Annotated in this window: 30 protein-coding genes; 12 read left to right on the top strand and 18 right to left on the bottom strand. The window is 29.2% G+C overall.

The window, feature by feature from the left end; translation table 11 throughout:
- Positions 1-50: 50 nt before the first annotated feature.
- From KPL54_RS19235 to KPL54_RS19225, 3 genes are all read right to left on the bottom strand, one after another.
- Positions 51-1,175: a DUF4179 domain-containing protein gene (locus KPL54_RS19235; protein ID WP_216108127.1), complete on the bottom strand. Its 1,125-nt coding sequence runs from the start codon at positions 1,173-1,175 to the stop codon at positions 51-53.
- Between the two features lies 1 nt (position 1,176).
- Complete coding sequence (locus KPL54_RS19230; protein WP_216108126.1) at positions 1,177-1,734, bottom strand: sigma-70 family RNA polymerase sigma factor; 558 nt, start codon at positions 1,732-1,734, stop codon at positions 1,177-1,179.
- 341 nt (positions 1,735-2,075) lie between these two features.
- Complete coding sequence (locus tag KPL54_RS19225) at positions 2,076-2,645, bottom strand: TetR/AcrR family transcriptional regulator (protein WP_216108125.1); 570 nt, start codon at positions 2,643-2,645, stop codon at positions 2,076-2,078.
- 153 nt (positions 2,646-2,798) lie between these two features.
- On the opposite strand from KPL54_RS19225, the gene KPL54_RS19220 reads away from it, so the two are divergent.
- Entirely contained in the window at positions 2,799-3,308 is a 510-nt protein-coding gene (locus tag KPL54_RS19220; protein ID WP_216108124.1) for an HXXEE domain-containing protein, read from the top strand.
- Between the two features lie 142 nt (positions 3,309-3,450).
- Here the strand turns inward: KPL54_RS19220 and KPL54_RS19215 are convergent, their stop codons facing one another.
- The 5 genes from KPL54_RS19215 to KPL54_RS19200 form a co-directional block, all read right to left on the bottom strand.
- Positions 3,451-4,146 carry an aspartate/glutamate racemase family protein gene (locus KPL54_RS19215; protein WP_216108122.1) on the bottom strand — a complete coding sequence of 232 codons (696 nt, stop codon included), beginning with the start codon at positions 4,144-4,146 and terminating at the stop codon, positions 3,451-3,453.
- A 135-nt stretch (positions 4,147-4,281) separates the two neighbouring features.
- The gene (locus KPL54_RS19210; protein ID WP_216108121.1) at positions 4,282-4,476 is read right to left on the bottom strand and encodes a nucleic acid-binding protein; all 195 of its coding nucleotides are present in this window, start codon (positions 4,474-4,476) and stop codon (positions 4,282-4,284) included.
- Positions 4,477-5,053: 577 nt separating this feature from the next.
- A complete protein-coding gene (locus KPL54_RS26600) occupies positions 5,054-5,176 on the bottom strand; it encodes a hypothetical protein (RefSeq protein ID WP_268038968.1) in 123 nt (40 codons plus the stop codon).
- Positions 5,177-5,923: 747 nt separating this feature from the next.
- Complete coding sequence (locus KPL54_RS19205; protein ID WP_216108119.1) at positions 5,924-6,928, bottom strand: type II toxin-antitoxin system antitoxin SocA domain-containing protein; 1,005 nt, start codon at positions 6,926-6,928, stop codon at positions 5,924-5,926.
- Between the two features lie 31 nt (positions 6,929-6,959).
- The gene (locus tag KPL54_RS19200) at positions 6,960-7,373 is read right to left on the bottom strand and encodes a hypothetical protein (protein ID WP_216108117.1); all 414 of its coding nucleotides are present in this window, start codon (positions 7,371-7,373) and stop codon (positions 6,960-6,962) included.
- Between the two features lie 576 nt (positions 7,374-7,949).
- Here KPL54_RS19200 and KPL54_RS19195 point away from each other — a divergent pair.
- Positions 7,950-8,393, top strand: a complete 444-nt coding sequence (locus KPL54_RS19195; RefSeq protein ID WP_216108116.1) for a GNAT family N-acetyltransferase — start codon at positions 7,950-7,952, stop codon at positions 8,391-8,393.
- Between the two features lie 152 nt (positions 8,394-8,545).
- Here KPL54_RS19195 and KPL54_RS19190 read toward each other — a convergent pair whose 3' ends face one another.
- From KPL54_RS19190 to KPL54_RS19175, 4 genes are all read right to left on the bottom strand, one after another.
- Positions 8,546-8,779 carry a DUF2922 domain-containing protein gene (locus KPL54_RS19190; protein WP_071612291.1) on the bottom strand — a complete coding sequence of 78 codons (234 nt, stop codon included), beginning with the start codon at positions 8,777-8,779 and terminating at the stop codon, positions 8,546-8,548.
- Between the two features lie 57 nt (positions 8,780-8,836).
- The gene (locus KPL54_RS19185) at positions 8,837-9,070 is read right to left on the bottom strand and encodes a DUF1659 domain-containing protein (RefSeq protein WP_152753331.1); all 234 of its coding nucleotides are present in this window, start codon (positions 9,068-9,070) and stop codon (positions 8,837-8,839) included.
- Positions 9,071-9,178: 108 nt separating this feature from the next.
- Positions 9,179-9,340: a YvrJ family protein gene (locus KPL54_RS19180; protein ID WP_216108114.1), complete on the bottom strand. Its 162-nt coding sequence runs from the start codon at positions 9,338-9,340 to the stop codon at positions 9,179-9,181.
- Between the two features lie 67 nt (positions 9,341-9,407).
- The gene (locus tag KPL54_RS19175; protein ID WP_216108147.1) at positions 9,408-9,941 is read right to left on the bottom strand and encodes a sigma-70 family RNA polymerase sigma factor; all 534 of its coding nucleotides are present in this window, start codon (positions 9,939-9,941) and stop codon (positions 9,408-9,410) included.
- 215 nt (positions 9,942-10,156) lie between these two features.
- Here KPL54_RS19175 and KPL54_RS19170 point away from each other — a divergent pair, with 215 nt between their 5' ends.
- Both KPL54_RS19170 and KPL54_RS19165 read left to right on the top strand, forming a co-directional pair.
- A complete protein-coding gene (locus tag KPL54_RS19170) occupies positions 10,157-10,684 on the top strand; it encodes a PadR family transcriptional regulator (RefSeq protein ID WP_216108113.1) in 528 nt (175 codons plus the stop codon).
- A 121-nt stretch (positions 10,685-10,805) separates the two neighbouring features.
- Positions 10,806-12,470 (top strand): MFS transporter, encoded by a 1,665-nt coding sequence (locus KPL54_RS19165; RefSeq protein WP_216108112.1) that lies wholly within the window; start codon positions 10,806-10,808, stop codon positions 12,468-12,470.
- A gap of 306 nt (positions 12,471-12,776) precedes the next feature.
- Here KPL54_RS19165 and KPL54_RS19160 read toward each other — a convergent pair whose 3' ends face one another.
- The 4 genes from KPL54_RS19160 to KPL54_RS19145 form a co-directional block, all read right to left on the bottom strand.
- Positions 12,777-13,469, bottom strand: coding sequence for a response regulator transcription factor (locus KPL54_RS19160; RefSeq protein WP_216108110.1), 693 nt, complete (start codon positions 13,467-13,469; stop codon positions 12,777-12,779).
- A 4-nt stretch (positions 13,470-13,473) separates the two neighbouring features.
- On the bottom strand, positions 13,474-14,895 hold the full coding sequence (locus KPL54_RS19155) for a sensor histidine kinase (protein WP_216108109.1): 1,422 nt from the start codon (positions 14,893-14,895) through the stop codon (positions 13,474-13,476).
- A 129-nt stretch (positions 14,896-15,024) separates the two neighbouring features.
- Complete coding sequence (locus KPL54_RS19150; protein WP_216108107.1) at positions 15,025-15,690, bottom strand: TVP38/TMEM64 family protein; 666 nt, start codon at positions 15,688-15,690, stop codon at positions 15,025-15,027.
- Positions 15,687-16,250 (bottom strand): class I SAM-dependent methyltransferase, encoded by a 564-nt coding sequence (locus KPL54_RS19145; RefSeq protein WP_216108105.1) that lies wholly within the window; start codon positions 16,248-16,250, stop codon positions 15,687-15,689. The genes KPL54_RS19150 and KPL54_RS19145 overlap by 4 nt, the downstream gene beginning before the upstream one ends.
- A gap of 294 nt (positions 16,251-16,544) precedes the next feature.
- Between KPL54_RS19145 and KPL54_RS26595 the strand changes: the two genes are divergently transcribed.
- Positions 16,545-16,676: a hypothetical protein gene (locus KPL54_RS26595; protein WP_268038969.1), complete on the top strand. Its 132-nt coding sequence runs from the start codon at positions 16,545-16,547 to the stop codon at positions 16,674-16,676.
- A gap of 110 nt (positions 16,677-16,786) precedes the next feature.
- Here KPL54_RS26595 and KPL54_RS19140 read toward each other — a convergent pair whose 3' ends face one another.
- On the bottom strand, positions 16,787-17,296 hold the full coding sequence (locus KPL54_RS19140) for a YbhB/YbcL family Raf kinase inhibitor-like protein (protein ID WP_216108103.1): 510 nt from the start codon (positions 17,294-17,296) through the stop codon (positions 16,787-16,789).
- 209 nt (positions 17,297-17,505) lie between these two features.
- Between KPL54_RS19140 and KPL54_RS19135 the strand changes: the two genes are divergently transcribed.
- Positions 17,506-18,381 carry a LysR family transcriptional regulator gene (locus tag KPL54_RS19135; RefSeq protein WP_216108101.1) on the top strand — a complete coding sequence of 292 codons (876 nt, stop codon included), beginning with the start codon at positions 17,506-17,508 and terminating at the stop codon, positions 18,379-18,381.
- 94 nt (positions 18,382-18,475) lie between these two features.
- Here the strand turns inward: KPL54_RS19135 and KPL54_RS19130 are convergent, their stop codons facing one another.
- Complete coding sequence (locus tag KPL54_RS19130; protein ID WP_216108100.1) at positions 18,476-18,844, bottom strand: MerR family transcriptional regulator; 369 nt, start codon at positions 18,842-18,844, stop codon at positions 18,476-18,478.
- Positions 18,845-18,930: 86 nt separating this feature from the next.
- On the opposite strand from KPL54_RS19130, the gene KPL54_RS19125 reads away from it, so the two are divergent.
- The 6 genes from KPL54_RS19125 (at position 18,931) to KPL54_RS19105 (ending at position 23,447) form a co-directional block, all read left to right on the top strand.
- Positions 18,931-19,722 (top strand): SDR family NAD(P)-dependent oxidoreductase, encoded by a 792-nt coding sequence (locus KPL54_RS19125; RefSeq protein ID WP_216108098.1) that lies wholly within the window; start codon positions 18,931-18,933, stop codon positions 19,720-19,722.
- Between the two features lie 353 nt (positions 19,723-20,075).
- Entirely contained in the window at positions 20,076-20,333 is a 258-nt protein-coding gene (locus KPL54_RS19120; RefSeq protein ID WP_151553688.1) for a hypothetical protein, read from the top strand.
- A gap of 574 nt (positions 20,334-20,907) precedes the next feature.
- Positions 20,908-21,129, top strand: coding sequence for a helix-turn-helix transcriptional regulator (locus KPL54_RS19115; protein WP_162523315.1), 222 nt, complete (start codon positions 20,908-20,910; stop codon positions 21,127-21,129).
- Positions 21,110-21,547 carry a hypothetical protein gene (locus tag KPL54_RS19110; protein ID WP_216108097.1) on the top strand — a complete coding sequence of 146 codons (438 nt, stop codon included), beginning with the start codon at positions 21,110-21,112 and terminating at the stop codon, positions 21,545-21,547. Before KPL54_RS19115 ends, KPL54_RS19110 begins: the two co-directional genes overlap by 20 nt.
- A gap of 8 nt (positions 21,548-21,555) precedes the next feature.
- On the top strand, positions 21,556-21,684 hold the full coding sequence (locus KPL54_RS26590) for a hypothetical protein (RefSeq protein ID WP_268038841.1): 129 nt from the start codon (positions 21,556-21,558) through the stop codon (positions 21,682-21,684).
- Positions 21,685-21,749: 65 nt separating this feature from the next.
- A complete protein-coding gene (locus tag KPL54_RS19105) occupies positions 21,750-23,447 on the top strand; it encodes a carboxylesterase/lipase family protein (RefSeq protein WP_216108095.1) in 1,698 nt (565 codons plus the stop codon).
- Positions 23,448-23,550 lie beyond the last annotated feature (103 nt).

The following is a 23,550-nucleotide window of genomic DNA, read 5'->3' as shown; positions in this document are numbered from 1 at the left end:
TCCTAAAGGACTTTATTTTGATTTGATCTAAAACTAAATCGAAATTATATTTACTTATCTAAGTTAACAACAATATTATCTAATATAATATCCCCTTTTTCAGGATGATTTTTATCTATTTTAGCTTTTATTTCAGTTTCCTTTCCATTTTTATCAGTTTCAACTCCGCCACCAGTATTCGACATATGAATTTTAGGAGTTATTATAAGCTGATGTGCCTTGACGTCTAATTTACCAAAAGTTTCTCTAAAGTTTAATGTAGTCTTATATCCACTTGCTCCATTGTCTTCACCCTTATAAACATTTCCCAAATTATCTCTTACTTCTAACTTTGTGCTTACATCAAACCATTTTTCTTTTTCTTCTTTAGTTATACTTTGAGAAAAATTGATACTAAAGGTTGCGGTGGTTTTAGAAATAGAATCTATATTTATCTTTATACCCTCCTTTTCAATGCCCTTGTTTACCGCTTGCTTAGTACTTTTTAATGCGGGTAAACTAATTTTGAATTTCCAATTCCCAGTTGCCTCATTTGCCTCTTTAACCTCTCCATTACTCCCATCTGAAATTCTTTTGATTTTTAATTGAAAATTAATCTTTTCTCTTTGCTCATCTATAGTATAAGTATCCTGGCCTACGTAAGTATTCTTATTCACTCTTTGGGCTCCAGCACTTCCTGTTAACCCTCCCCTATAGTCTTCAATTTCAATACCATCACCACCAAAAGATGGATTCTTTCCTAAGTCCTTATTACTTTTTATTTCATAAGTATAGGTTAATGTTCTTCCATCAAAAATAGCATCTTTTATAGTAATTGAATTTCCATTACTTTCTTTAGTAACATTTATTTCATTTGCGTTTTCTTTGTATTTGTCATATACCCCGGTTCGATCATTATCTAAAAACCTAAATATATCCCCCACAATAGGTATATCCGTTGCATAGGTTGGGTTAGCTATTCCAATAGTTCCAGCACATCCAATTATTGCAAAAAACAAACCTGCGGCAATTATAGCTTTTTTATGACCTGGTTTATTTTTCTTTATAGCCTTTCTTAAAGCCTTCTTTATTCTTAGTTTTTCAATACTTGATACGCCCATATTATTTACTTCATATTCATCCATTTCACTCTCATCTATGTTTATATCATTTAATAGTTCATAAATATCTTTCATATCAGACTACCTCCAAATTCAAACTAGTAACTTTTTTACTCAGCTTTTTCTTTCCTCTATAAATTCTATTATCTATAGCAGCTCTACTCATTCCAAGTTTTTTAGCTATATCATCTGATTTCACATCTAAGAAAAACTTCATAATGAATATATCTCTGTCTATAGATTCAAGAGAATTTATTAAAACTATCAATTCATCTTTTCCCTCTGTAATAATAATTTCGTCCTCTATGGATTTACCTTCACTTATATCTCCGTCTAAACTAACCTCTGTATTTTTAATTTCCTTTCTATAACAATCAATAGCTCTAAATTTAGCTATTTTATATATCCATTTTTTAAACTCGACGTCGCCTCCCTTAAATTTATCTGAATGATTCCATATTGAAAAAAAAACGTCATTTATACACTCTTCAATGATTCCATCTCTTTTAAGTGGTGATAGAACCTTATACACAGTAAATTTTACTAAGGCTAAGTATTTATCTACTATAAATTCCAGCGCATCTTCTTTTTTATTTTTTAACCTTTTCACATAATTTTCTTCATTACTTTTCATAAATTTCCCCCATCTTATAGTTGCTGTAAAAGCTTTTACACTTTATATAACGTAAATAAAAATGTTTTCTCTCACATTTTAATATATAAATTATAATTTCGTATACAAATGCAATAATCTTGGTTTCAAAAACAAATAAAAGCATGCAACAAGTTGTGTTGTATGCTTACAATTCAAAAAAAGAATGGAAAAATGTCAAAAGTTCGTGTTATATCAAGTTAAAGTTCGTTTATCCTATAGTGAGGTCATTGAAACTATGTATATAGCCATAGTTCGCTTTTTGTTGTATAGGTCTGTCGCATTCTGATAAAATTTTAGCGCGGAGAAACTATAAACATTATTTATGGGCATGGATATTCAAACACTTCTGCTAATTTCAAAAAAAGCTGAGGATGATTGACCAATTGTTTATATCCATTATTTTGCAAGCACCATTTAATTGCAGTCATAACAAGTGATGCATATAACACTGACAAATAGTCCAAAATATCATGTGACTGCTGATTTTGTATGCCATGCTGCTCGTAAAAACTTCTTTTTAAGAAATCAGACATGTCATCATATAAATGAATGGTATCCGTATTAATTTTAAAGAGAACTAAAATTCTTTCTCGTTTGATAGAGAGTATCTGATACAAAGGTTTTATAACCATCAGGGTATCTTCCGCAGTGGTACAGCAGAATCGATCTTTTACACCAATTTTTAGTAAATCAAATACTTCATTGCAAAGAGTTTTAGCTAGCTGATATTTATCTGCATAATGTTTGTAAAAAGTAGATCGGTTAATCAAAGCCGTGTCCAATATATCCTGTACTGTTATTTTGTAAAAGTCTTTTTGGCTCAGTAAGAAAATAAAAGATGTCTCAATATTTTTTCTGGTCTTTATAACACGCAAATCATTTTGATTCATTTGTAATTCCCCCTTACCTTTATTTTAAAACACGTTGTACAGATAAACAACATTATGTATGTTTTTCGTTGCTTAATTACATAAATATTGAAAATCTGATGATTGAAACATTAAAGCAGATGAGTAAAATAGAGAACAAAGGAGGAATACGAAATGAATGAATTAAAATGGTTTGTATGGTTGTTTCCATTGTTGTTTATTGTACATGATATGGAAGAAATCATTATGGCAAAGTACTGGTGCGCAAAAGATTTTAAACAATATATCCATCTGCCCATAACACCCTTTGGAGGCACAAAGAATACAGCTGGTATGGCCATAGGTGTGTATGAAGAGCTAATTTTATGGATTATTGCTACTATGATTGGCAATATAAGTGGATTTTATGGATTATGGTACGGCTTACTCGTAGGTAATATCGTGCATCTGATTTTATTCCACATTATATTATTGCCATTATCTTACCGCCATTATGTCCCTGGGGAAATAACGGCATGGCTGACAGTTATTCCATGCTGTTATATTTTAAAACTAGCCCAGACCATCCTGGGCTACTCTGCTGGTGAAGTTGCCATCTGGGTAACTATTGGAATTGTATTTGGGTTCATAAACATGAAAATACTGCATAAAAACATTAATCAGCTTGCCAGATTAGTGAAATGACGATATTTGAAGATTTTAACATCTTTAATATAATTCCCCCCACATCTAATGATATGGGGGGAATTGTGTCGACATACAGGAAAGATACGACAGAACTGAAACTAAAATTATGTTACCTCAACTCTACAAATTGGAATTAAATTTAATCATCTATAATCATGTTAACAAGAGTATCAATATGTATCTGCATTGTATCCAAACAATCCACTGGTGCTTTGACTCCCTTGAACAACAACGGCAATTCAGTACAACCTAAAATAATTGCCTGTATTCCATTTTCAACTTTCATTCTTTGAATAATTTTCAGAAATGCTGATAAAGTCTCCTCCTTGACAATACCCAACTCTAATTCTTGCGAAATCTTTTGATTAACAACCTCCTTTTCTTCATCAGTTGGAGTTATCACTTCTATATGATTTTTCGTGAATGGCTTTTTAAAAAATTCCCCATTCATAGTAAAGATTGTTCCTAACAGCCCTACTTTAGATATATTACGTCGTTTTACTTCATCACAAGTAGCCTCAATAATACTCACAAGTGGGATATTTGAACGCTTATTAAGCTCATCAAAAACAATGTGTGGTGTATTAGCCGATAAAGCTATAAAATCTGCACCGCTGGCTCTCAAATTATTGATTGCCACCATTAAATAATTGACAAGTTGTTCATATTCTTTCCTTTCACACATATTAAGGACATCAAAAACATTCACACTCTCAATAGTCATATTAGGAAAAAACGTTTTTCCAACTTTATTTTGGACTCCATATACAATATCATGATAATATGGAATTGTGGACTCAGGACCCATTCCTCCAACTAAGCCTAGCTTTTTCATGTTTTACCTCCCCTATAAATTGCTATTTATTAAGTTGTCTTATATTTTTCATAAGTCGCATTTTTTTACTGTTCCGTCATAATAAAAGAAAGATGCGAATTAATATCAATCCAAAATTTCTACCATTATATATGTTTACTTAACAACGTCTTTATAGTTATCAATATAAAAAATTACACAGCCACAATTAGGACAGACCGCTGCTTTGGGTGTACCATACGTAGTATTTAAAAGAAAATTACCTTTTTTTGAAATTGTAATTCCACCAAAAGATTCAACTTTACAATTCTCTATCATTTCAGTCTGGCATTGATTACATATTTTTTTCATTTTCTAATCCCCCATGCTGCATTAATTATCTTCATTTTATATCACTGTTGCTACACTTTATTCTACAAGTATAACATAAAATGTATATTTGATTATACTGGAATAGATCAAATATTATGTGATGCTCCAAGTTTAATTCTAGCAACGACTCCAAAAGAATTTGAAAATGGTAGAGAAAATACAATTTTTTTATTTTTCTACTTAGAACTTTTTGTTACAACTATCGGATTAGGTAGTTGTTGGGCTGGAACTGACCAAAAGGTTATCCAGAAGGGGTATTGGAACTAATAGTTACTCAGGATAAAAAGACGAGTGCTAATCACATTAATTTAATTTTTACTTAAATAAAATAGAAAGAAGTATCCTATTACTAAGATACTTCTTTCTTATAATAGGCACTTCCTATAACCTTTTATTATCGAAATGAAAAATAAGGGATTATAGCCCAGCCCTTAATAAAGTAACCCCATATCCGTTAGATAGGGTGTTACTTGCGATGAAACAGAAACAAATTATGTAACTTTAAATATTAATTATCTTTTTTATTTTCTAATTTATTTAAAACAATATCTAGTTTTTACTCCATCCTTTTATTTCTATTTTTAAACCCTTTTATTGATTTATATACCACTATTATAATTGCAACTAATAGAGCATAGTTAATAATTGTAGCAATAATTGTTGAAAACATAACTCTCATACAAATCCTCCTTTTTATATAAAATAGTTTAATCATACTATTTCACAAATATAGCATAAAATGTATATTTGAACATGCCATAATTACCATAAATTAAGTATATCTACACTTCTTTAAACATTTGTAATAGCCTCAATATGAAAGTAACACAATTACTATTGTGCTACATTTATTAATTGCTCTATTATTTGAGATACAGCCGTAGGAATCATATTGCTAGTTGCTTGAAAATAACCCCTATAAACAGAAAAGTATGGATGTAAATAAAATTGCTGGAGATAACGTTTTAATTGCTATATAAGCTTTTGGGAACTTAACTATTTTAGATAGTGGCACTGCAAACCAATACAGCAACAAAGACATTACAAGCCCTATTCCAGCCATAAACAATAGTATTAATTTAAAACTTCTTTTTGTATCAGTGTAACGGCCCTTGGCAATTAGTTCGGATAATATTTTTTACAAAAAAATAAAAAAGCCTGCATATAGCGTTAGGCTCGTTTAATAAACTAATTTATATTAAAGGGGGCTCCTTAATATAAATATTATATCATTTCAATGTTAAGATATTGTACCTAAACTAATAATAAATTGTAAACATTTTACATCAACTTAAACTTTAATTTATTTCTTGCGAATTTTCACTAATTTAGAAGGCCATTCAAGATAATAAAATATTATCTTGAATGGCCTTCTACTGTTAATTTTGTTTTATAATTGTTTAATATATACCATATATAATAATTTCTATAACGATATTCGTTCAAACATCACTTTACTATATTCGCTGATATCTGATGGGTTTAGCATATTGTATTTTTGTTTAACCTTTGTAAAATAACTACTAATTAGGTCCCTATCAATCTCTCTATCTGTACTTGCCAATGTTGGCAAATCACCCCTTGTAGCTAACCAAGGTGTTTCTAAATGAGTAAATGCTTCTAACATTTTACCACTATAACCGCTCAGATTTCTTATTACACTGTCAATTATAGTTTTTTCTAAACTGGTTAAAACTATATTGTTTGAAAAATCATTACATTTTATGGGGTCGAAACAATATTCTTTATACTTATAATACACATTTTTGTAAACAGGACCATGTACCCAAGCTTCACAGTTTTCTTCAAAAATAAAACACTTCGTAAAAGCATAGTAAAACCCCTGAACGTAGTATAGCAATTTTTGCAAAGCCAAGGGTGTAATATCTTCACACTTACATAAAAGATAATTAATAGTAACATCTATTTTTTCTGTTCCTGAAATCTGTTCAATTCCTAAAATTGTTTGTGTAGCAATCTTACTTTTCTCGTAAGTCGATTGAGATTTCAATTTATTCTTATTTGCTTCCAAAATGGAGAGATAATAATTAGGATCTTCATAAATATTCTTCAAAATTTCTGAATATTGTTTTGTTGGCATATCTCCATCAGAATAACGAGTAAATGTTTGCTCGCCCCAGCCCATCAGTAATGATAACGGCCTCTTACCAATATTGTATTTTTGAGGAATTTCTAGTATATTATTCAAAGAAATAATATTATTCTGTTTTCTAAAAGCATTATAAAGCTGTTTTAAATTGTAGTCGTTAATTTCACTAACATAGATTTCATTAGAGCATTCATTACAATTTGCTATTTTCCCATAATAAGAATAAGTCTCACCTTTTAGATCTGAACTCATATATTCTTCTTTTATAGTGTAACCCACATCTTTTCTGCAATTTTCGCAAAATATATTTTTGTTATCCATAATTTAATTCTCCTTTCAAATATACAATAAATCATCTAAAAAGATAATTTATTAGCTTGTTTTTTTTATGAAATGAGACTGTATATACAATATTATTATCATATTCAATGATATTAAATTTTGTATAAATATCCACAAATTCTTCTTCCCCCAATATATTAAAAAGAGTCCTCTGGGGACAAAAGACATAAAGTATTTCATACTCATACCCAATTTTTTTATTTTGTAGTGAATAGCAAAAGTCTGTTGTTTCAATGTTTAACAATATTGCCTTTATTTTAGAATGAGATAAATTATAGTTTTCAATTAATTTCTTATTTTCTTGTCTGTTTTTATTTTGCTCAACTGTGAACTTATTCCTATTGACACAATCCTTAATCTTTAACAAAAGAACATCAATTTCTTGTTTAGTATAATTTTCATTGTAGTGTTCACTCTCGTTCATTTCACCAACTCCAGTCTTTAACCTTAGTGTACTATATTATATGCTATTAGTCAAAATATATGCATCAATTGATGCTTTTTTTATTTTAAACGACATTTCAGAAGGAAAGTCGTTAAATATATAAAATCCACATTTATCCCCCATAATAAAATTAGTGCCCTTATATAAAGGCACTAATTTTGAATCTTTTTTTATTTTAAACTTGCTAAATCTTCTTTTAATTGAGCTTTCTTTATTTTAAACTGCTCACGCTTTGTATGAGCAAATCTTCTTTAATATTATTAACAATTAAAGTTATTACTATTCTGTTGCTACTATAATATATCATTTTCATTAAAAAAAGTACAATATTGACCAAATACAGAGGTGAAATACAAACAATCATTTCACCTTAATAACAACGGTCATTTACTCACCTTTCAAACTAATTCACTTATTTAAAATATATTAAATCATAATATTATTTTGATACCTCAATGTTAAAAACATATAGTTATAGCATGTGTGACACTTTGTAACTTATGTTATGATAAATATTATATTAATACAACATAAACAATAAAAGGAGGCAAAACATTGAATTGGGAACTAAAAAAGTTTGAAGAATTAAAAGTTGAAGAAATATATAAAATTTTGGAAATAAGAAATGAAGTATTTATTGTTGAACAGCAGTGTTATTACCAAGATTGTGACGGCAAAGACGAAAACGCATATCACTTATACCTTCAAGATAACGGCAAAATTATTGCATATTTAAGAATCTTGAAAAAAGGAGTTTCATTTGATGAAATATCTATTGGACGAGTATTGGTACATAAAAATAATCGTGGCAAAGGTATATCAAGAGAAATGATGTTAAAAGCAATCAATTTTATACAATTAAATTTAAATGAGGAAGAGATTAAGATTCAAGCACAATCATATTTAGTTAATTTTTATGGAAGTCTTGGCTTTAAAGAAACTTCAAATGAGTATTTAGAAGATAACATTCCACATATAGATATGTTTTATAAAAAATAAAATAAGAATCGTATTTGAGCATTATAGGTGGATAATTCCATCTATAATTTTTTCTTACTCTATTTCAACACTATAGTGAAACATAGCCTAAAAAAAATATTCCACCAAGTTAATCCTTAGTGGAATCTTCATCACCTAAGGTGATAATTTTATTATGCTACCTTAATTGTATTTGTATCAGTAGTAACTATTTTAGCATCTTTCTTGCCAGTTAAGTCACCACTAGTTGATAGAAAAATGTTTTTTGCAATAACTAAATCCATAAGGGCATTTACCTCTGCTTCTGTTATAGTAGGTCCCTTATCATCAGCTTTAATGTCATCTACACTTAACGTAAAATACTTACCCTCAATAGTAGTTAAAAATCTCATAACTAATTTATTCATATAATTTTTCCTCCTTTAAATTGTTTAATTTTGGTTTTTAGATTTTAAGCTTCTTATTTAAACTTCCTTTTCTGTAACTAGGCTATACTGATCTTGTCTATCTATCCCAACCAATGGATAAGTTTTGATCTTAGAGATAGCTTGTCCTACTGCGAAAATATCTGCATCCACTGCATTAACTTTTACATTACCTAGGCTTTTTGTTGCAAATTCATCCTTGCCATTGATGTCTATACCTGTTTTCATTGTAAGTTTTAAAATACTTGATACCTTTGTTGATACAACTGCCATACTTAATCACTCCTTTTATTTTGTTTTCACTTAATATATATGCCCTTGTAAAAATTTCTGCAGATTATTTTAAAATAAAAAATAAGGATACCAAAACCCTAGGCACCCTTATTTTTCAGATTTTCCTATAACAGTGGATATAGCTACAGCTAAATCAGAGATAGATTTATTGAGATCCTCAATTTTCTTCTCAAATCTGACTAGAAGGTATATGCTCACACCTATAGGGAAGCCAACTGTGTTAACCAGTTTAACAAATGCATCAAACATGCTGCATTCCTCCCCTCACCGTTACAGATAATATATATGCTTTTAAAAATTGTTTTCTATAAATTACTTATATATATTTTCTAAGTTTCTTTAAGGCCTTGCTTTTAACCCGTAACAAATGATTATAACTCTGGCTACTATCACAAGCTATTTCCTTAAGAGTATCATTAATAAAGTAAAATCTTTCAACTATGGATCTTTCGGGTATCTCTAACTTTTCTAAGGCGGAATAAAGCCTTTTAACTTCTTCGTAAGCGATGACTTCATCCTCTAATGTGAAATTATACTCTTCAGCTGTACTCTTGCTTGTAGGATCTGAATTTGGAACTTCTCTATAGTGTTTTATCTTTCCTTTTAGAAGAGCATTAAAATTGGTTTTAATAGAATTTATGCAATAGCCATCAAAAGTGTTTCTACCAAGGGTATAAAGATTAACTGCTTTTATAACTGAAAGATATCCCTGCTGAACTAAATCTTCAAATTCATAAGAAGGTATATGATAAGTTGATGCTAACTTAATTATCAAAAATTTGTATTTCTCAATAATGACCATCAAAGATTTTCTATCCCCATTTTTTGCTTTCTCAACTAAAGTTTCCAGTATAAACACCATCCTTTTTATTTTATATCTCTATTATACATATTTTTGAATATTTGTTAAATAATTATTTAATTTTTTTTAATTATTTTAAAAATGATGTTTTAAAAATAGCTTGGAAATCTAATATATACGACGGAGTTTAACAAATTCTATATTGACAAATATACCATATACTACTATACTTTATAGTAGTATAATGAATGGTGGTGATTAAAGTGTCTTCAATAAATTTAATAATACTTGGCTATTTGCAGCACAAAGAGAAAAGCGCCTATGAAATGGTTAAAGAATTTGATATCTGGAATCTTACTAAGTGGCTAAAAATCAGTGACCCGTCAATTTATAAAAATATAATTAAATTATGCGATAATGGATATTTAAATTCAAGAACTGTTAAAGAAGGTGAAATGCCCGAAAAAACATTATATTCACTGAATGAAAAAGGAAATTCATATTTCAATGAACTAATGGAAGAAAGTTCAAAACATATAGGAAATGTTTATTTAGATTTTAATGCATTTTTAGCTAATATAGAGAATGTACCAGAAGAAAAAAGAAAAGAATACCTTAAAAATTTCAAAAACAAGGCGGAAGAACGTAGATCGTTTGTGGAGTCAATTTATAATAACGCAAAACATCAAAATGAAAAAGTTGGTTCTGAATTGCTTATATTAGATCTATACAACGAATTTTATAACATTTTACAAAAATGGTCTGAAAAAGTTTTTGATCATTATAATTAATAATTGGGTGTCTCTAATAAATCTTTATATTGAGAGACATTTTTTTTGCCCAACTACTATAATATATAGTAGTTTATTATATACTAATATATTTAACATTATTATTTAGGAGGTTTATATTATGAACAAAAAATATCAAATCATTTCTTTTGTAGCTATTATCTTAGGATTTTTTATGGCATTATTAGATACAACTATAGTAAATATCACTTTGCCTAAAATGACCGAATACTTTAATACTACTATGGCTCATATTTCTTGGGTAGTAAATGCCTATAATCTAGCTTTTGCAGCTATTGTACTGACTGCTTCTAGATTAGCAGATCAATTTGGGAGGAAAAAACTGTTTATTACAGGAGTATTTTTATTTACTATATCTTCACTGCTATGTGGTATTTCGAATTCCCTTCAAGTACTTATATTATTTAGAGCACTTCAAGGGCTATCTGCAGCTTTTGTTGTGACTATTGCGATGCCTCTTTCTGCTGAAATATTCCCACCAGAAAAGAGAAGAACTATTATGGCACTTTGGGGAGCTTTTGCTGGTCTTGCTGCTGCAAGTGGACCATCAATTGGTGGTATAGTAACTCAATTTTTTAATTGGAGATATATTTTTTTTATTAATGTACCTATAGGTTGTATTTGTATAATACTAACTATGAAATTCATAAAGGAATCTTATGATTCAACTGCAAGTAAAAATATAGACTTTGGTGGAATTATAACAATTTCCACTGCTATGTTTTGCTTAACGTTAGCATTAATAAAGGCTAATGAAAAAGGTTGGACTTCAAGCTTTATCCTTTCCCTCTTTGCGGTTTCTGCTATAGTCCTTATAATATTTGTTATTATTGAACTAAAAGTTAAGGAGCCCCTGCTTCCACTTAGTTTATTTAAATCCGTACAATTTACTAACGGCTCGATTTCCCTATTCTTACTCGGACTTGGTATGATGTCTGGTACCTATTTGCTATCTTTTTTCCTAATTCAGGTTAAAGGATTAAATCAACTGTCAGCAGGACTTATTATTTCAACTATGTCCTTAACTTCAATGCTTTTTTCAATATTAGCTGCTATTTTAACAAAAAAATTAGGCAGCAGATTAATTAGTGCATCGGGTATTTTTTTACTTTGTGCCTCTTGCTACTTAAATAGTTCTCTTACTCAAAATTCTTCAAATATAGATATTATTTTAAGATTAATTGTTGCTGGTGCTGGTACGGGTCTTAGTATGGCAACACTAATAGGTTCTATAATGGCTAACGTTCCTGTAGATAAAATAGGAATAGCTTCTGGAATAAGTAACATGACAAGAACACTTGGAACTGTACTTGGAGTTGCCTTAGTCTTAACTATATTTACATCAAATATGACTACTCAGATATCTGATGCTAAAGACTCTGCTGTGCAAACAATACAGAATGACACTGTATTTGATAATAAAACCAAGCTGCAGATGATTTCTTCTATCAAAACAGGTAGTGATAAAAGCGTTAGTCTTTCAACAATATTAAACACAATTGATAAAAAAGAAACTGCTGTGCTAGCTTTCTCTTCAAACATGACTGAAAATAAAATCAAAGAAAGTTTTGAAGCTCAAAAGAAAGAAACCAAAAAAATAGTACCTATTATCCAAGATACCTTTTTGACCTATACTGTTAAAGCTTTTAGTTTTACATTTAAAATGAGCGCTGTAATTCTTTTACCAGGTATACTTTTTGCATTATTCAGTGACAAAAAGAGATATCCTAATATAAAAAATAAGCAGGACATCACACAAAAATAATCTTATAAAAAATGTGGTAGACAACGTATAATTTTTGAAAGAGAAAACACGGATCAGTATAAATTTACAAATGATATAGAAATACAAACTCAAATAAAAAATAAATTTCATTCTCCAAATAAATTATTTCTGTCTACCGCAATTTTATGGTAATATAAACCTGCCTCCTCAATTAACAAGATTTTTGATCGAACTTTTTCAAAATCCTGATACTAATAAAAAGAATGCTCAACTTGTTTTTTCAACTCATGAAACAATGGAGAAACTCTGTTTAGCCTAGTTGATAAGTAGTACCTCTAACTTAAATTAATCTCCAAATTTATAACCAACGCCCCAAACAGTTTTTATGTATTTAGGCTTCTTATTATCTTCTTCCACTTTATCTCTTAAATTCCTAATATGAACCATAACCGTATTATCTACTTCAAATTCCTCTTCACCCCATATTTTTTCGAAGATTTTCTCTGTAGAAAACACTATTCCTCTATTAATCCATAATAATTTTAAAATCTTAAATTCTGTAGGCGTTAATCTTATTTCTTCACCTTTTTTTAAGAGCTTATGTGCATCTAATTTTAATATAAAGTCGTCATACCTTAATTCTTCACTGTTCATTTGAACTGGATTAAGTTCATTAAATCTTCTAAGCTGTGCCCTTACCCTGGCTAATAATTCTATTGGATTAAAGGGCTTAGCTACATAATCATCTGCACCACAAGTTAATCCCATAACCTTATCCATATCTTGATCTTTAGCTGACAACATTATTATAGGCATATTTGTTTTTTCTCTTATTTTAATGCACAATGTAATTCCATCCATATCAGGCATCATAACATCTAAAATGGCCAATTCAATTTTTTCCTTATCAATAACCTCTAATGCTTTAATTCCATTTTCCACCTTAACCGTTTCAAAATCATTATTCTCAAGATAAATACTTACTATGTTCCTTATATCCTCTTCATCATCAACTATTAAAATTTTCTTCTTATTCATTAATCTACCCTCTCAATCTTATAATAAACGAAATTTCATCATCATCATGTAATTCTGCCCATATACTGCTATTATGAAGTTCTAAAATTCTTTTAACTATTGATAATCCTATACCACTACCTTCTACAGAACTATTTCTAGCTTTATCCCCTCTATAAAATCTATTAAACAACATATCTAAATCTTCTTCTTTTATGTTTTTACATTTATTTTTCAAACAAATTACAGCTCCAGCTGCATCTTCCTCTAAAGATACTATAATATTTTCATTTTTCTCAGAATACTTTATGGCATTATTCATTAAATTATTAAATACTCTGCATATTTTATCTAAATCCACATTTAATATAATTACATTTTTAGAATTTTTATATTCAATATTAATATTCTTTAAATCTGCTATTGGAGAATGATCTGTTATAACCTGTCTTAACAACTTATTAATGTTTACATCACTTCTATTTAATACAGTTTCTTTATCCCCTAACTTAACAAGTTCAAATAATTTTGATATCATTTTCTGAATCAACATTGTTTTTTCATATGAAGTTTGTATATATTGATTTTCTTCTTCTTCAGTTTTGTATTTCTTCGTTCTTATAATATCTAAATACCCTAATATTATAGTAAGCGGTGTCTTTAAATCATGAGAAATATTTGTTATTAATTCTTGTTGCATTTTATCATTTTGTCTTTCTTTTTCAATCATATTTAAAAGACTTTTTTCCATTGAATTAATTTCATTTGCTACACAAGCAAGTTCATCTTCACCTTTAATTTCAAGTTCATACTTTAAATTACCTTTAGATATTTCCTTTATAGATGAAGATATATATTCTATATATTTAACTTTTTTTCTAAGTCCAAAATAAACTAAAAATACAAATAATATTAATGCAATTATTGCTGCGATAGCATAACTAATCTCATGTGAATATGTAGATACTCCATTTAAATTTTTTATCATAATTAAATAATAAACATTATTATTTATAGTTAATGGATATGATATCTTGAATTCATCCTCACTGCTTTTTTCTATCTTCTTTTTAAAAGCGTTAATATTTATGCTTTCTACCGCTTGGTAGCCATCATTTTCATTTTTATATTGTACATGTCCGTCTTTATCAACTATATAAATATTTCCTTTAAAAGTTGTTATATTGTTTTTAATATATTCTTCCTTATTATTTTTCTCACTATAGACCCTATTAATAAAGTCTAAAGCTTTCTCTTCTGTCTCATATCTTTCTTTATCATAATCAACATGATGAACCTTTAAAAAATGAACTGGCTTAACAACTTGCACGACTGTTAGTCCAACGACAACACTAATAATTAGTGATACAATTATCCATAAACTATACTTAGCATTTATACTCTTTTTCGTTTTATTAGATATTTTTATTATCCATAACTTAAACATTATTTTCACTCCTATTATATTTTATCATTATTTCCTTAGGAAAATCTCAAATTTCATTTGAAAGTACTGGTCTAAAAATAGTTCTCTAATTTGTATTTCACTAAATTTAAAGCTCTCATCACTTTTATTTCATGCTAGTGAAGAGTGTTTTTCTTCCCCCTCTGAATTACTATTAATTTTTTTCCAAATAACAAATGTATAATAGGATACAAAGGTAATAGCAATAATTGCTAAAGTCTTAAAAAAGAAAGTACCTTGAATTCCCGTTCCTAAAAATCCATACAAAAATATCATAGGAGCATCAGCCATTACTATAATAAATATGCATTTTTTGTAATTTAATTTGATGCAAGCTGCTGAAAGGGTTATTAGATCTGAAGGGGTTACAGGACATGCGATGCCTAGTGCTAGCATTTTATATCCATATTTTTTAAGAATGGCTATTGTAACCCTATTTTTCTCTAAAAATTCTTCTCCTAGTAATTGATTTTGAAAATATATTCCAATTGCATACATGATGCTTTGAGCTATAGCTAATGATAGAACAGATAAAGCAAAGCCTACATATGGTCCCAATAGCATACTTCCAATAATTATAAAAATAGTTTGTGGAATAAAGAATAATACTCTTACAGTTGATAAAAGCACAAATAATACTCTCATTTTAAAAGGATTTTTTCCTATAATTTCTTTTATTTTATTAATATCTGTTGTAATCATCCCTTGGCTATATAAAACGGCTACAATTGCCAACCAGAAAATCGCCATCAAAATTAATTTATTTCTTTTCTTCATAGTTCGTCATTTACTCTGCATTTCAATACATATGCAGGTGGTAAGTTTATCATTGCCTTCTTCACTTTTACACTATTAAAATAGTTTTTGAAGAAATTTTTTTTTAATAAGGAGTACTGAAAAGTTATAAATTCTCCTTCATTGCTTAATATCTCCTTTGTATTCTTTAATATAATATTTGAAATACTTACCGGTAATACCGTAAAAGGAAGCCCGGATACAACATAGTCCACCTGTTTAATATTATACTGTTTTAGATATTTTTTTATATTCTCTGCCCCATCATTTATAATTTTAACATTTTTCTTGTAGCCGTACATACTAAATAAACCCTCACAAAATTTTTTGTTATTCTCAATAACAAGTAATAATGTGTTCTCTCTTTTTCTTGCAATAAGTTTTTCTGTGAAAACACCTGTTCCTGGACCATATTCTATAATACAATTACATTCCTTAAAATTAATATCTTCTATCATTTTTTTAGCTAAATATTCACTACTTGGTGCCACTGCTCCAATAAATTTTGGCTTTTTAATAAATTCCTTTATGAACTTAAACATACTTAATCTCTCCTTACAAATAAACTTAATTTATTTATTTATTTTATAACAAATAAATTAAGAATTACTAGGGAAAAATCTTAAGAGTTTATTAGGTTTCTATACATAACTTAGAAATGAAATGGACAACTTATGTTTGCTTACTGCATTGGTTACAAGATATTACATTTAATCCTCAATATATTCCAAAAGAAAAATGGTTCTGATTACTCTTACGAATTATCTAAATGATTGGTACAGCTTGTTTTTATGACTATAGTTGTTTAACTTCCTTAGTAGGGGGTAACCCCTCTTTTGGGCATATCAAAATTTAATATCAACACCTTTGATAAAAAAGAAACTGCTGTACTAGCTTCTTCCGTAGCGTGGCTGAAAATAAAATCAAAGAAAGTTTTGAATCTCAAAAGAAAGAAACAAAAAAAATAGTACCTAACATTCAAGATACCTTTTTGCATTATTCAGTGATAAAAAGAGGACTCCTGATATAGAAAATAAAAGAATAAGAGAAGATATTTAACAAAATAAAATACTCCTGTTTAAGAATGTGCTAATATTTTTAATTCATCAGACTCTACAACATGGCCATTAATAGCTTTATAAAAATCATTCATGAAATATCCTTGCTTTAGATCTAATTTTTTATCGAGCCCATATACTTTTAGTGTATACTCATGTTCCTTGTCTGGTGGAGTTGGTCCAGCATATCTATTTGTTATATTAGGATCAGTCTCCCCGACATATGGTGATGCAAAGCTATTTTGCCCTTGCACAACATTTAGACTATTATCTACACTTATATTTTCTGGAAGACAGTTAATGTTAGCTGGAATATTACAAACTAGCCAGTGTATCCAAGTGAAACCGCAAAGTGGAATAGCATCATGATCTAAAAAAGTAATAGCTATAGATTTAACTTTGCCCGAAATATCAATAAATTCAATAGGAAAAGATATACATGGATTTCCTTTATATTGATATTTCTCCTCAGCAAATTTTGAGTATTTAGCTGGTAAATAACCATTTTCTGTTGTAACATTAATTTTCATAAATTCTCATGTCCTTTCTTTTTTGCAACCTAATTTTTTTAAGATCTTTACGAATATTTCTTTGTTGCATCCCGTCTCTTATACTTGAATTTTTATCATAATGGTAACCCCTTTGTTATAGATAATACATCAAAACTATATATTTTAAAATTTGTAATTTCTTGATATACTATTAAGGAAATCTTAATGATTGGTCGATAGGAGAAAAAATGAATTTAGAATGGTATTACACCTTTATAGTTGTTGCAAAATATGAAAATTATAGAAAAGCAGCAGATGAATTGTTTATAACACAAACTTCAGTATTTAATCATATAAAGAACTTAGAAAATCTTTTAAAGCTAAAGCTTTTTGAAGCAAAAGGGAGAAATATAGTTCTAACAGATGATGGCAAATTTTTTTATTCAATAGCAGTTGAAACAATTAGTACATATGAAAAAGGAATTTATGAAATAAAAAATTCTAAAAAAAAATATTCGGTTAGGTTAAATGTAGTAGTAACATCTTATATAGCTTCTTATTTAATGCCTAAATTTTTGCCGATTTTTTTTGAAGTCGCACCTAATATAGATATTTCAATTTCGGTTATGGATGATCATATCCCTCAGGCTATAGAAGAGAATACGTATCATATTGGAATAGATAGAAAATTACCTAATACGGATAAGGTAATTTATAAAAATGTGTGTGAGGGAAAAATAAAATTAATAGTTCCTAATGTGGAGGCAAATAAATATTTAAAAAGTGAAATTGATTTTTTAAAAAAATATCGTATATTATCAGGCAATCATCCTTCTTATTGGACAGGTTTGATTGATAAAATTTACGAAATAGTTCCAGAAGCTGATATTACAAGGATATCATCTGTTCATGTAACTGAAAGTCTAATAAAAGCAGATCAAGGTATTTCATATTTACCTATATATATTTTTAAGAATTCAGTTAACAAAGATATTCGGATAATCGAATCTAAACTTATAGAAGATCCAATTTCATTCACATATGTTATCTGGAAAAAAGACAATTCTGAAATAAAACTTTTTTTAGAATTATTTACTCAATTTATTAAAAATGAGCAAAATTAACATGGTAAGGTGAAAATTATCAAGATATATAAATTCTATATAACTTAAACAACCCACACCCTGAAGCTAAAACATTTTTTTCAAGGTGTGTAGACTATAAATGTACCAAAGGTCCTGCCCCTTTATAATAATTAATTTTGTCATTTAATTTCTCGAGATGTTCATTTGATTTTGCAATTTTTTCTTTAAGCGCGGTTCTATGTTTTATCAGCATTTCCATCCTTTCATTCATAGTAGAATCACCTAAAGCACGCAGCTTGGCATATTTTTGAATTTCCTTAATAGGCATTTGTGTATCTTTTAATCGTTTTATAAATTGCATCCAACTCACGTCAGTTTCACTATAACAACGCCTACCATTTTGTTTACGATTTGGAATAATTAAATTTTCTTTCTCATAATAGCGTAATGTGTATATGCTTATCTGAGTAAGATTTGAAAATTCTCCTATTGAATAATCCATCTTATAAATCTCCTTTTAATATTTGACATAGAGTTAACTCTACATTATATAATGAAAATAGTAGCATATTAAAGGAGGTTTTTCAAATGAGACAAGATAATAAATACACAGTTATTACAGGGGCAAGTTCAGGCATAGGATATGAAACTGCAAAGGCATTTGCAAAACGTGGTAAGAATTTAGTTATTGTTGCTCGTAGCAAAGATAATTTGGAAAAATTAAAAACGGAGATTTTAAATGATAATTCATCATTAAATGTCATAGTTAAGGATACTGATTTATCTATTATTAAAAATGTTTATCAATTGTATCAAGACCTAAAGCCATATCAGCTTGAAACATGGATAAACAATGCTGGTTTTGGTGATTATGATAGTGTCGCTAATCAAAATTTAGAAAAGATAGAAACTATGTTACGACTTAATGTGGAAGCATTGGTCATTCTATCTTCACTATTTGTACGTGATTATCAAAATATTGAGGGTTCAAAGCTTATAAATGTTTCATCTGCGGGTGGGTATATTATTGTACCAACTGCAGTTACTTATTGTGCAAGCAAATTTTTTGTAAGTACATTTACTGAGGGACTAGCAAGAGAATTGGAAGCATCTAATGCTAAATTACAAGCGAAAGTATTAGCACCGGCAGCTACAAGAACAAATTTCGGAAACGTAGCTAACAATATAGAAGCGTATGATTATGACAAGTCTTTTGGTACTTATCATACTAGTAAAGAAATGGCTGATTTTTTACTTAAGTTACATGATAGTTGCGAGGTGGTTGGAGCAATAAGTAGAGAATCTTTTGAATTTGAGTTATTATCTCCATTATTTAATTATGCAGGAAATCCAAAACATAATCAAAGTGTTAAATTATAAAAGTTGATCTAATAAAAACAGGTAATAAAACAATAAACTTTATATTTAAGGTATTGTAAAATTTTAACAATAGTGTATAATTAACATGTATAGTAATCCATATCATTATAATAATTTAAGTAAACCTTAAAGAGGAAATGTTAATGATAATATGGAGGATTTTTTAAGACCATAGTTTGCAGCTGTAATATAAACAAATTGTTTCGGTTGATTTCTTGTTGACAAAAGCATACCTTGCTAAGGTAGCGATAGCATTGGTCATGCTTCGCTACCTTAGTTCTTTTAAAAATTTAATTGACGATACATATGACCAATGTATCGTCAAAAAATATTTAAGAGAAGGAGTGTATATTATGTCAACAAGAAAATCAAATTCAAAACCGAAACCAAAAACTAAAACAAATGAATTAATGTTGTTAGAAACAAAAGAAAACCACAAGTTTATTATTGATTTTATTGATAATAGACACTTTCTTCCTTTTTTAAATATAGTGCTTTCTACCGTAGTCATAGGGATTATAGCAGGCATTTGTATTTACAAGGGCCAACTTGCAAATACAGCAATATTAGTTAGTGATATGCTAATGAAATTGTTTGTTGGCAGAAAGTAACCATGTTAGATAAGAGAGATTTTATACACCTCTCTTATCTTTGGGTCTATTTGTTTATTTGCATACTTTAAAACCTTATTTATTGTAATTTTTAAATGAAATGCTTTTAAAATTACATATTGAATATTGATCCCGGCATGTCGGCTGTACCCGCTGGGTATTTTATAAATTAATAGCATTGGTAACCGTTATGTTCTATGTCGCAGCCAAACTTTCTTAATAGGTATTATTTTATGTTAAATGTAATAATTATATTCTTCTATTGGTAGTGTTAAACCTCGTACTTGAGTAATTTTTTGACAATACATAAATTTCCATATAAGTTATAGTATGCAGAAACAATAAAAATGTAACTAATGTATTAAAAGATTTATTAATACATTAGTTACATTTTTATTGTTTATATCTTTAATTAGTTACCTTATAAGTTTAATAAAACTTATCAAAGAATTTGATTAACAGTGATTTTTAAAAACAGATTTCTGTTATCTATTTATTGACAATATGTTTATATAGTGATAACATGAAACAAGCTTCACATGAAGCTTATTTCATGTTATTTGGAGGTGTATAAGTGAAAAACAGAGTAAAAGAATTACGAACCATAGCAAATATCACTCAACAGCAGCTTTCTGATTTAGTTTCAGTTTCATCAAGAACAATTATTTCACTTGAAAAAGGACAGTATAACCCCTCTATTATGCTGGCGTATAAGATAGCATGCGTTTTCAACACCACTATTGAAAAATTATATTGTTTAAAGGAGAATTTAGAAAATGAAGAAAAAAATATATAATAAAAAGAAATTTTGGAGTGGCATAGTATTTTTATTGTTAGCATTACTTAGCATTCCAAGTACAATTAAGCAGTTTGATAATTTAAGTGCTTTAAGAAATACCAAGTCTATTATAGTGGATGTTTTTTGTATCCTGTTTGGAGTGACGTCAGTATGGAGAAGTTTGAGTAGCAAATGTACAAAAAAAGATGATCAAAATGATGATGAACGAGTAAATTTAGTTAATATGAAATCAGAAGCCAGTGCTTTTAATATTACACTATTCATTTGTGCTACTGTTTCAATACTATCAATGATTGCATGGAGAGTAACGAAAAATGAGGTGTTTCTCGGCATTTTTTGTTGCTTTGGCATAACTACTTCAATTATGTTCATTGCTGTAATAAGTAGTTATTTTTATCATGACAAGCGGAATTAATTTTATAAGTGCTTGTAGAAAAAATAGCTCCAATTGCTAAAGAGATATCAGAAAAGTTAAATTCTATTTTTACTGAAGAAGAAATGTCTACATTGAATGATTTATTAAAGAAGTTGATAAATAATATAGAAAAATAATTTTTTTACACATATACTTGATATATCAATTATATGTGTATCAAGTATAGAAAGGGGATTAATCCATGAGAAAAGATATGAGTTACAGTACTGTTGTTACGATTAGGAAGGATTTGGAACTAAGTTTTTTGCTTCCTTTCCTACTAAACTTTACTTATCCAACACTCATAGATAAGGCAGTAATTACTTCTGGAAAACCCATCCCTACTGAAACGGTAAAAACAGAAAATGGCTTAGTTTCAGGTGTATATAATTCTGATAAATCTATTAAAGTATTTGCTGGACTACCTTATGCAACCCCACCAGTTGGTCAACTTCGCTGGAAAGCACCTCAACCCCCTAAGTCATGGAATGGAGTGCGTACAGCTGATCATTTTTCAGACTGTGCCATGCAGCGGAAAACTCCCGCATTTGCATCAAAGTTGCTCGCTTTATCTCTTGGAACCTCTGAGTTTGATAATTTTACTATAAAAAACAATGAAGCCGTAAGTGAGGACTGTCTATATTTAAATGTTTGGACTGGTTCAAAATCCACCAATGAACATCGACCGGTGATAGTCTTCATACATGGTGGTTCCTTTCTCACTGGAGCTGGTTCCATTGATGCCTATAACGGTGAAGCAATGGCAAAAAAAGGTGTAGTATTTGTAACTTTAAACTATCGCCTTGGTATTTTTGGTTTCATGGCTAATCCAGAGTTAACCAGAGAATCAGAGACTAACTCCTCGGGGAACTACGGAATTTTGGACCAGGTTGCTGCTCTTAAGTGGATAAAAAACAACATTGCAGGATTTGGTGGTGATCCTAATAATGTAACAATAGCTGGAGAATCCGCAGGGTCCATGTGTGTAAATGCTCTGGTTGCATCACCGATTACAAAAGGTCTGTTTCAACGTGCAATTGGTGAAAGTGGTGCAATTTTCGGAAGTAGAGGGGTAAGTGGTGGTCTAACACAAACATTAGCTCAAGCAGAGCGAGCTGGGATGAAATTTGCTGACTCTCAAAAAAACGCTTCTATTTCTGATTTACGCAAAATGTCTTCAAGTTATTTACTTAAAGTTTCCAAGAATTTAACCACAAGACCAATTATAGATGGGTATCTTTTACCTGATACCATTTATAACATTTTTGCAGCAGGTAAACAAAATGACGTACCAGTTATCATTGGTAATAATTCTGATGAAGGTTCTTTGTTCCTAACATTACCTTGGCCAATGAAGTCAGCTAAGAATGCGGACAAGTTTAAATCAGATGTGATAATGACCTATAAAGATAAAGCAGATGAATTTTTTAAATTATATCCTTCAAGCACTAATAGTGAGGCGTTAAAGTCACAATTAGACAGTGGAAGGAATCAATGGTTTGCTTGGCACATGCATACTTGGGCAAATTTGCAAAACCAAACAGGAAAATCAAAAGTCTATTACTATTATTTTGATCGTGTACACCCTGGTCCCGCTAGAATGAAGAAGTTAGGTGCTTATCACTCCTCAGAGATTGCGTATGCTTATAGTAATCTAAAATTCTTGGGTCTTCCCTACACAGATACAGACAAAAATTTGTCAGATGCTATGTCTTCATACTGGATAAACTTTGCTACAACAGGTAATCCTAACGGCAAAGGGCTACCTGAGTGGGTAGCTTATGATAATCAGAAGGATCAAACCCTGGATCTTGGAGCTAACATCCACACTATTTCGATACCAGATAAGACTGATTTCAAGTTTTTTGACAGCTATGAAGCCAATCTTCGGGAAAAGTAAACGTTGATGGAGCAGGTCTATGTTGAATTATATGCCTTAGTAGCAATCATAAGTTGGAAATTAAATTTCCAACTTATGTCATAAAAAAACAATACTATCTTTG

The sequence above is a fragment of the Clostridium estertheticum genome (assembly GCF_018861295.1).
GTDB lineage: Bacteria > Bacillota > Clostridia > Clostridiales > Clostridiaceae > Clostridium_AD > Clostridium_AD estertheticum_D.
This window is presented reverse-complemented; position numbering and strand designations above follow the sequence as displayed.

Coding starts and splice junctions, on each gene's coding strand:
- KPL54_RS19130 (WP_216108100.1), bottom strand. CDS start 18,844: ATGGATTATTCAATAGGAGAATTTTCAAATCTTACTCAGATAAGCATA.
- KPL54_RS19165 (WP_216108112.1), top strand. CDS start 10,806: ATGAACAAAAAATATCAAATCATTTCTTTTGTAGCTATTATCTTAGGA.
- KPL54_RS19120 (WP_151553688.1), top strand. CDS start 20,076: ATGTCAACAAGAAAATCAAATTCAAAACCGAAACCAAAAACTAAAACA.
- KPL54_RS19160 (WP_216108110.1), bottom strand. CDS start 13,469: ATGAATAAGAAGAAAATTTTAATAGTTGATGATGAAGAGGATATAAGG.
- KPL54_RS19190 (WP_071612291.1), bottom strand. CDS start 8,779: ATGAATAAATTAGTTATGAGATTTTTAACTACTATTGAGGGTAAGTAT.
- KPL54_RS19110 (WP_216108097.1), top strand. CDS start 21,110: ATGAAGAAAAAAATATATAATAAAAAGAAATTTTGGAGTGGCATAGTA.
- KPL54_RS19145 (WP_216108105.1), bottom strand. CDS start 16,250: ATGTTTAAGTTCATAAAGGAATTTATTAAAAAGCCAAAATTTATTGGA.
- KPL54_RS19205 (WP_216108119.1), bottom strand. CDS start 6,928: ATGGATAACAAAAATATATTTTGCGAAAATTGCAGAAAAGATGTGGGT.
- KPL54_RS19135 (WP_216108101.1), top strand. CDS start 17,506: ATGAATTTAGAATGGTATTACACCTTTATAGTTGTTGCAAAATATGAA.
- KPL54_RS19150 (WP_216108107.1), bottom strand. CDS start 15,690: ATGAAGAAAAGAAATAAATTAATTTTGATGGCGATTTTCTGGTTGGCA.
- KPL54_RS26600 (WP_268038968.1), bottom strand. CDS start 5,176: ATGAGAGTTATGTTTTCAACAATTATTGCTACAATTATTAACTATGCT.
- KPL54_RS19140 (WP_216108103.1), bottom strand. CDS start 17,296: ATGAAAATTAATGTTACAACAGAAAATGGTTATTTACCAGCTAAATAC.
- KPL54_RS19215 (WP_216108122.1), bottom strand. CDS start 4,146: ATGAAAAAGCTAGGCTTAGTTGGAGGAATGGGTCCTGAGTCCACAATT.
- KPL54_RS19125 (WP_216108098.1), top strand. CDS start 18,931: ATGAGACAAGATAATAAATACACAGTTATTACAGGGGCAAGTTCAGGC.
- KPL54_RS19235 (WP_216108127.1), bottom strand. CDS start 1,175: ATGAAAGATATTTATGAACTATTAAATGATATAAACATAGATGAGAGT.
- KPL54_RS19105 (WP_216108095.1), top strand. CDS start 21,750: ATGAGAAAAGATATGAGTTACAGTACTGTTGTTACGATTAGGAAGGAT.
- KPL54_RS19220 (WP_216108124.1), top strand. CDS start 2,799: ATGAATGAATTAAAATGGTTTGTATGGTTGTTTCCATTGTTGTTTATT.
- KPL54_RS19225 (WP_216108125.1), bottom strand. CDS start 2,645: ATGAATCAAAATGATTTGCGTGTTATAAAGACCAGAAAAAATATTGAG.
- KPL54_RS19230 (WP_216108126.1), bottom strand. CDS start 1,734: ATGAAAAGTAATGAAGAAAATTATGTGAAAAGGTTAAAAAATAAAAAA.
- KPL54_RS19180 (WP_216108114.1), bottom strand. CDS start 9,340: ATGTTTGATGCATTTGTTAAACTGGTTAACACAGTTGGCTTCCCTATA.
- KPL54_RS19185 (WP_152753331.1), bottom strand. CDS start 9,070: ATGGCAGTTGTATCAACAAAGGTATCAAGTATTTTAAAACTTACAATG.
- KPL54_RS19155 (WP_216108109.1), bottom strand. CDS start 14,895: ATGTTTAAGTTATGGATAATAAAAATATCTAATAAAACGAAAAAGAGT.
- KPL54_RS19210 (WP_216108121.1), bottom strand. CDS start 4,476: ATGAAAAAAATATGTAATCAATGCCAGACTGAAATGATAGAGAATTGT.
- KPL54_RS19200 (WP_216108117.1), bottom strand. CDS start 7,373: ATGAACGAGAGTGAACACTACAATGAAAATTATACTAAACAAGAAATT.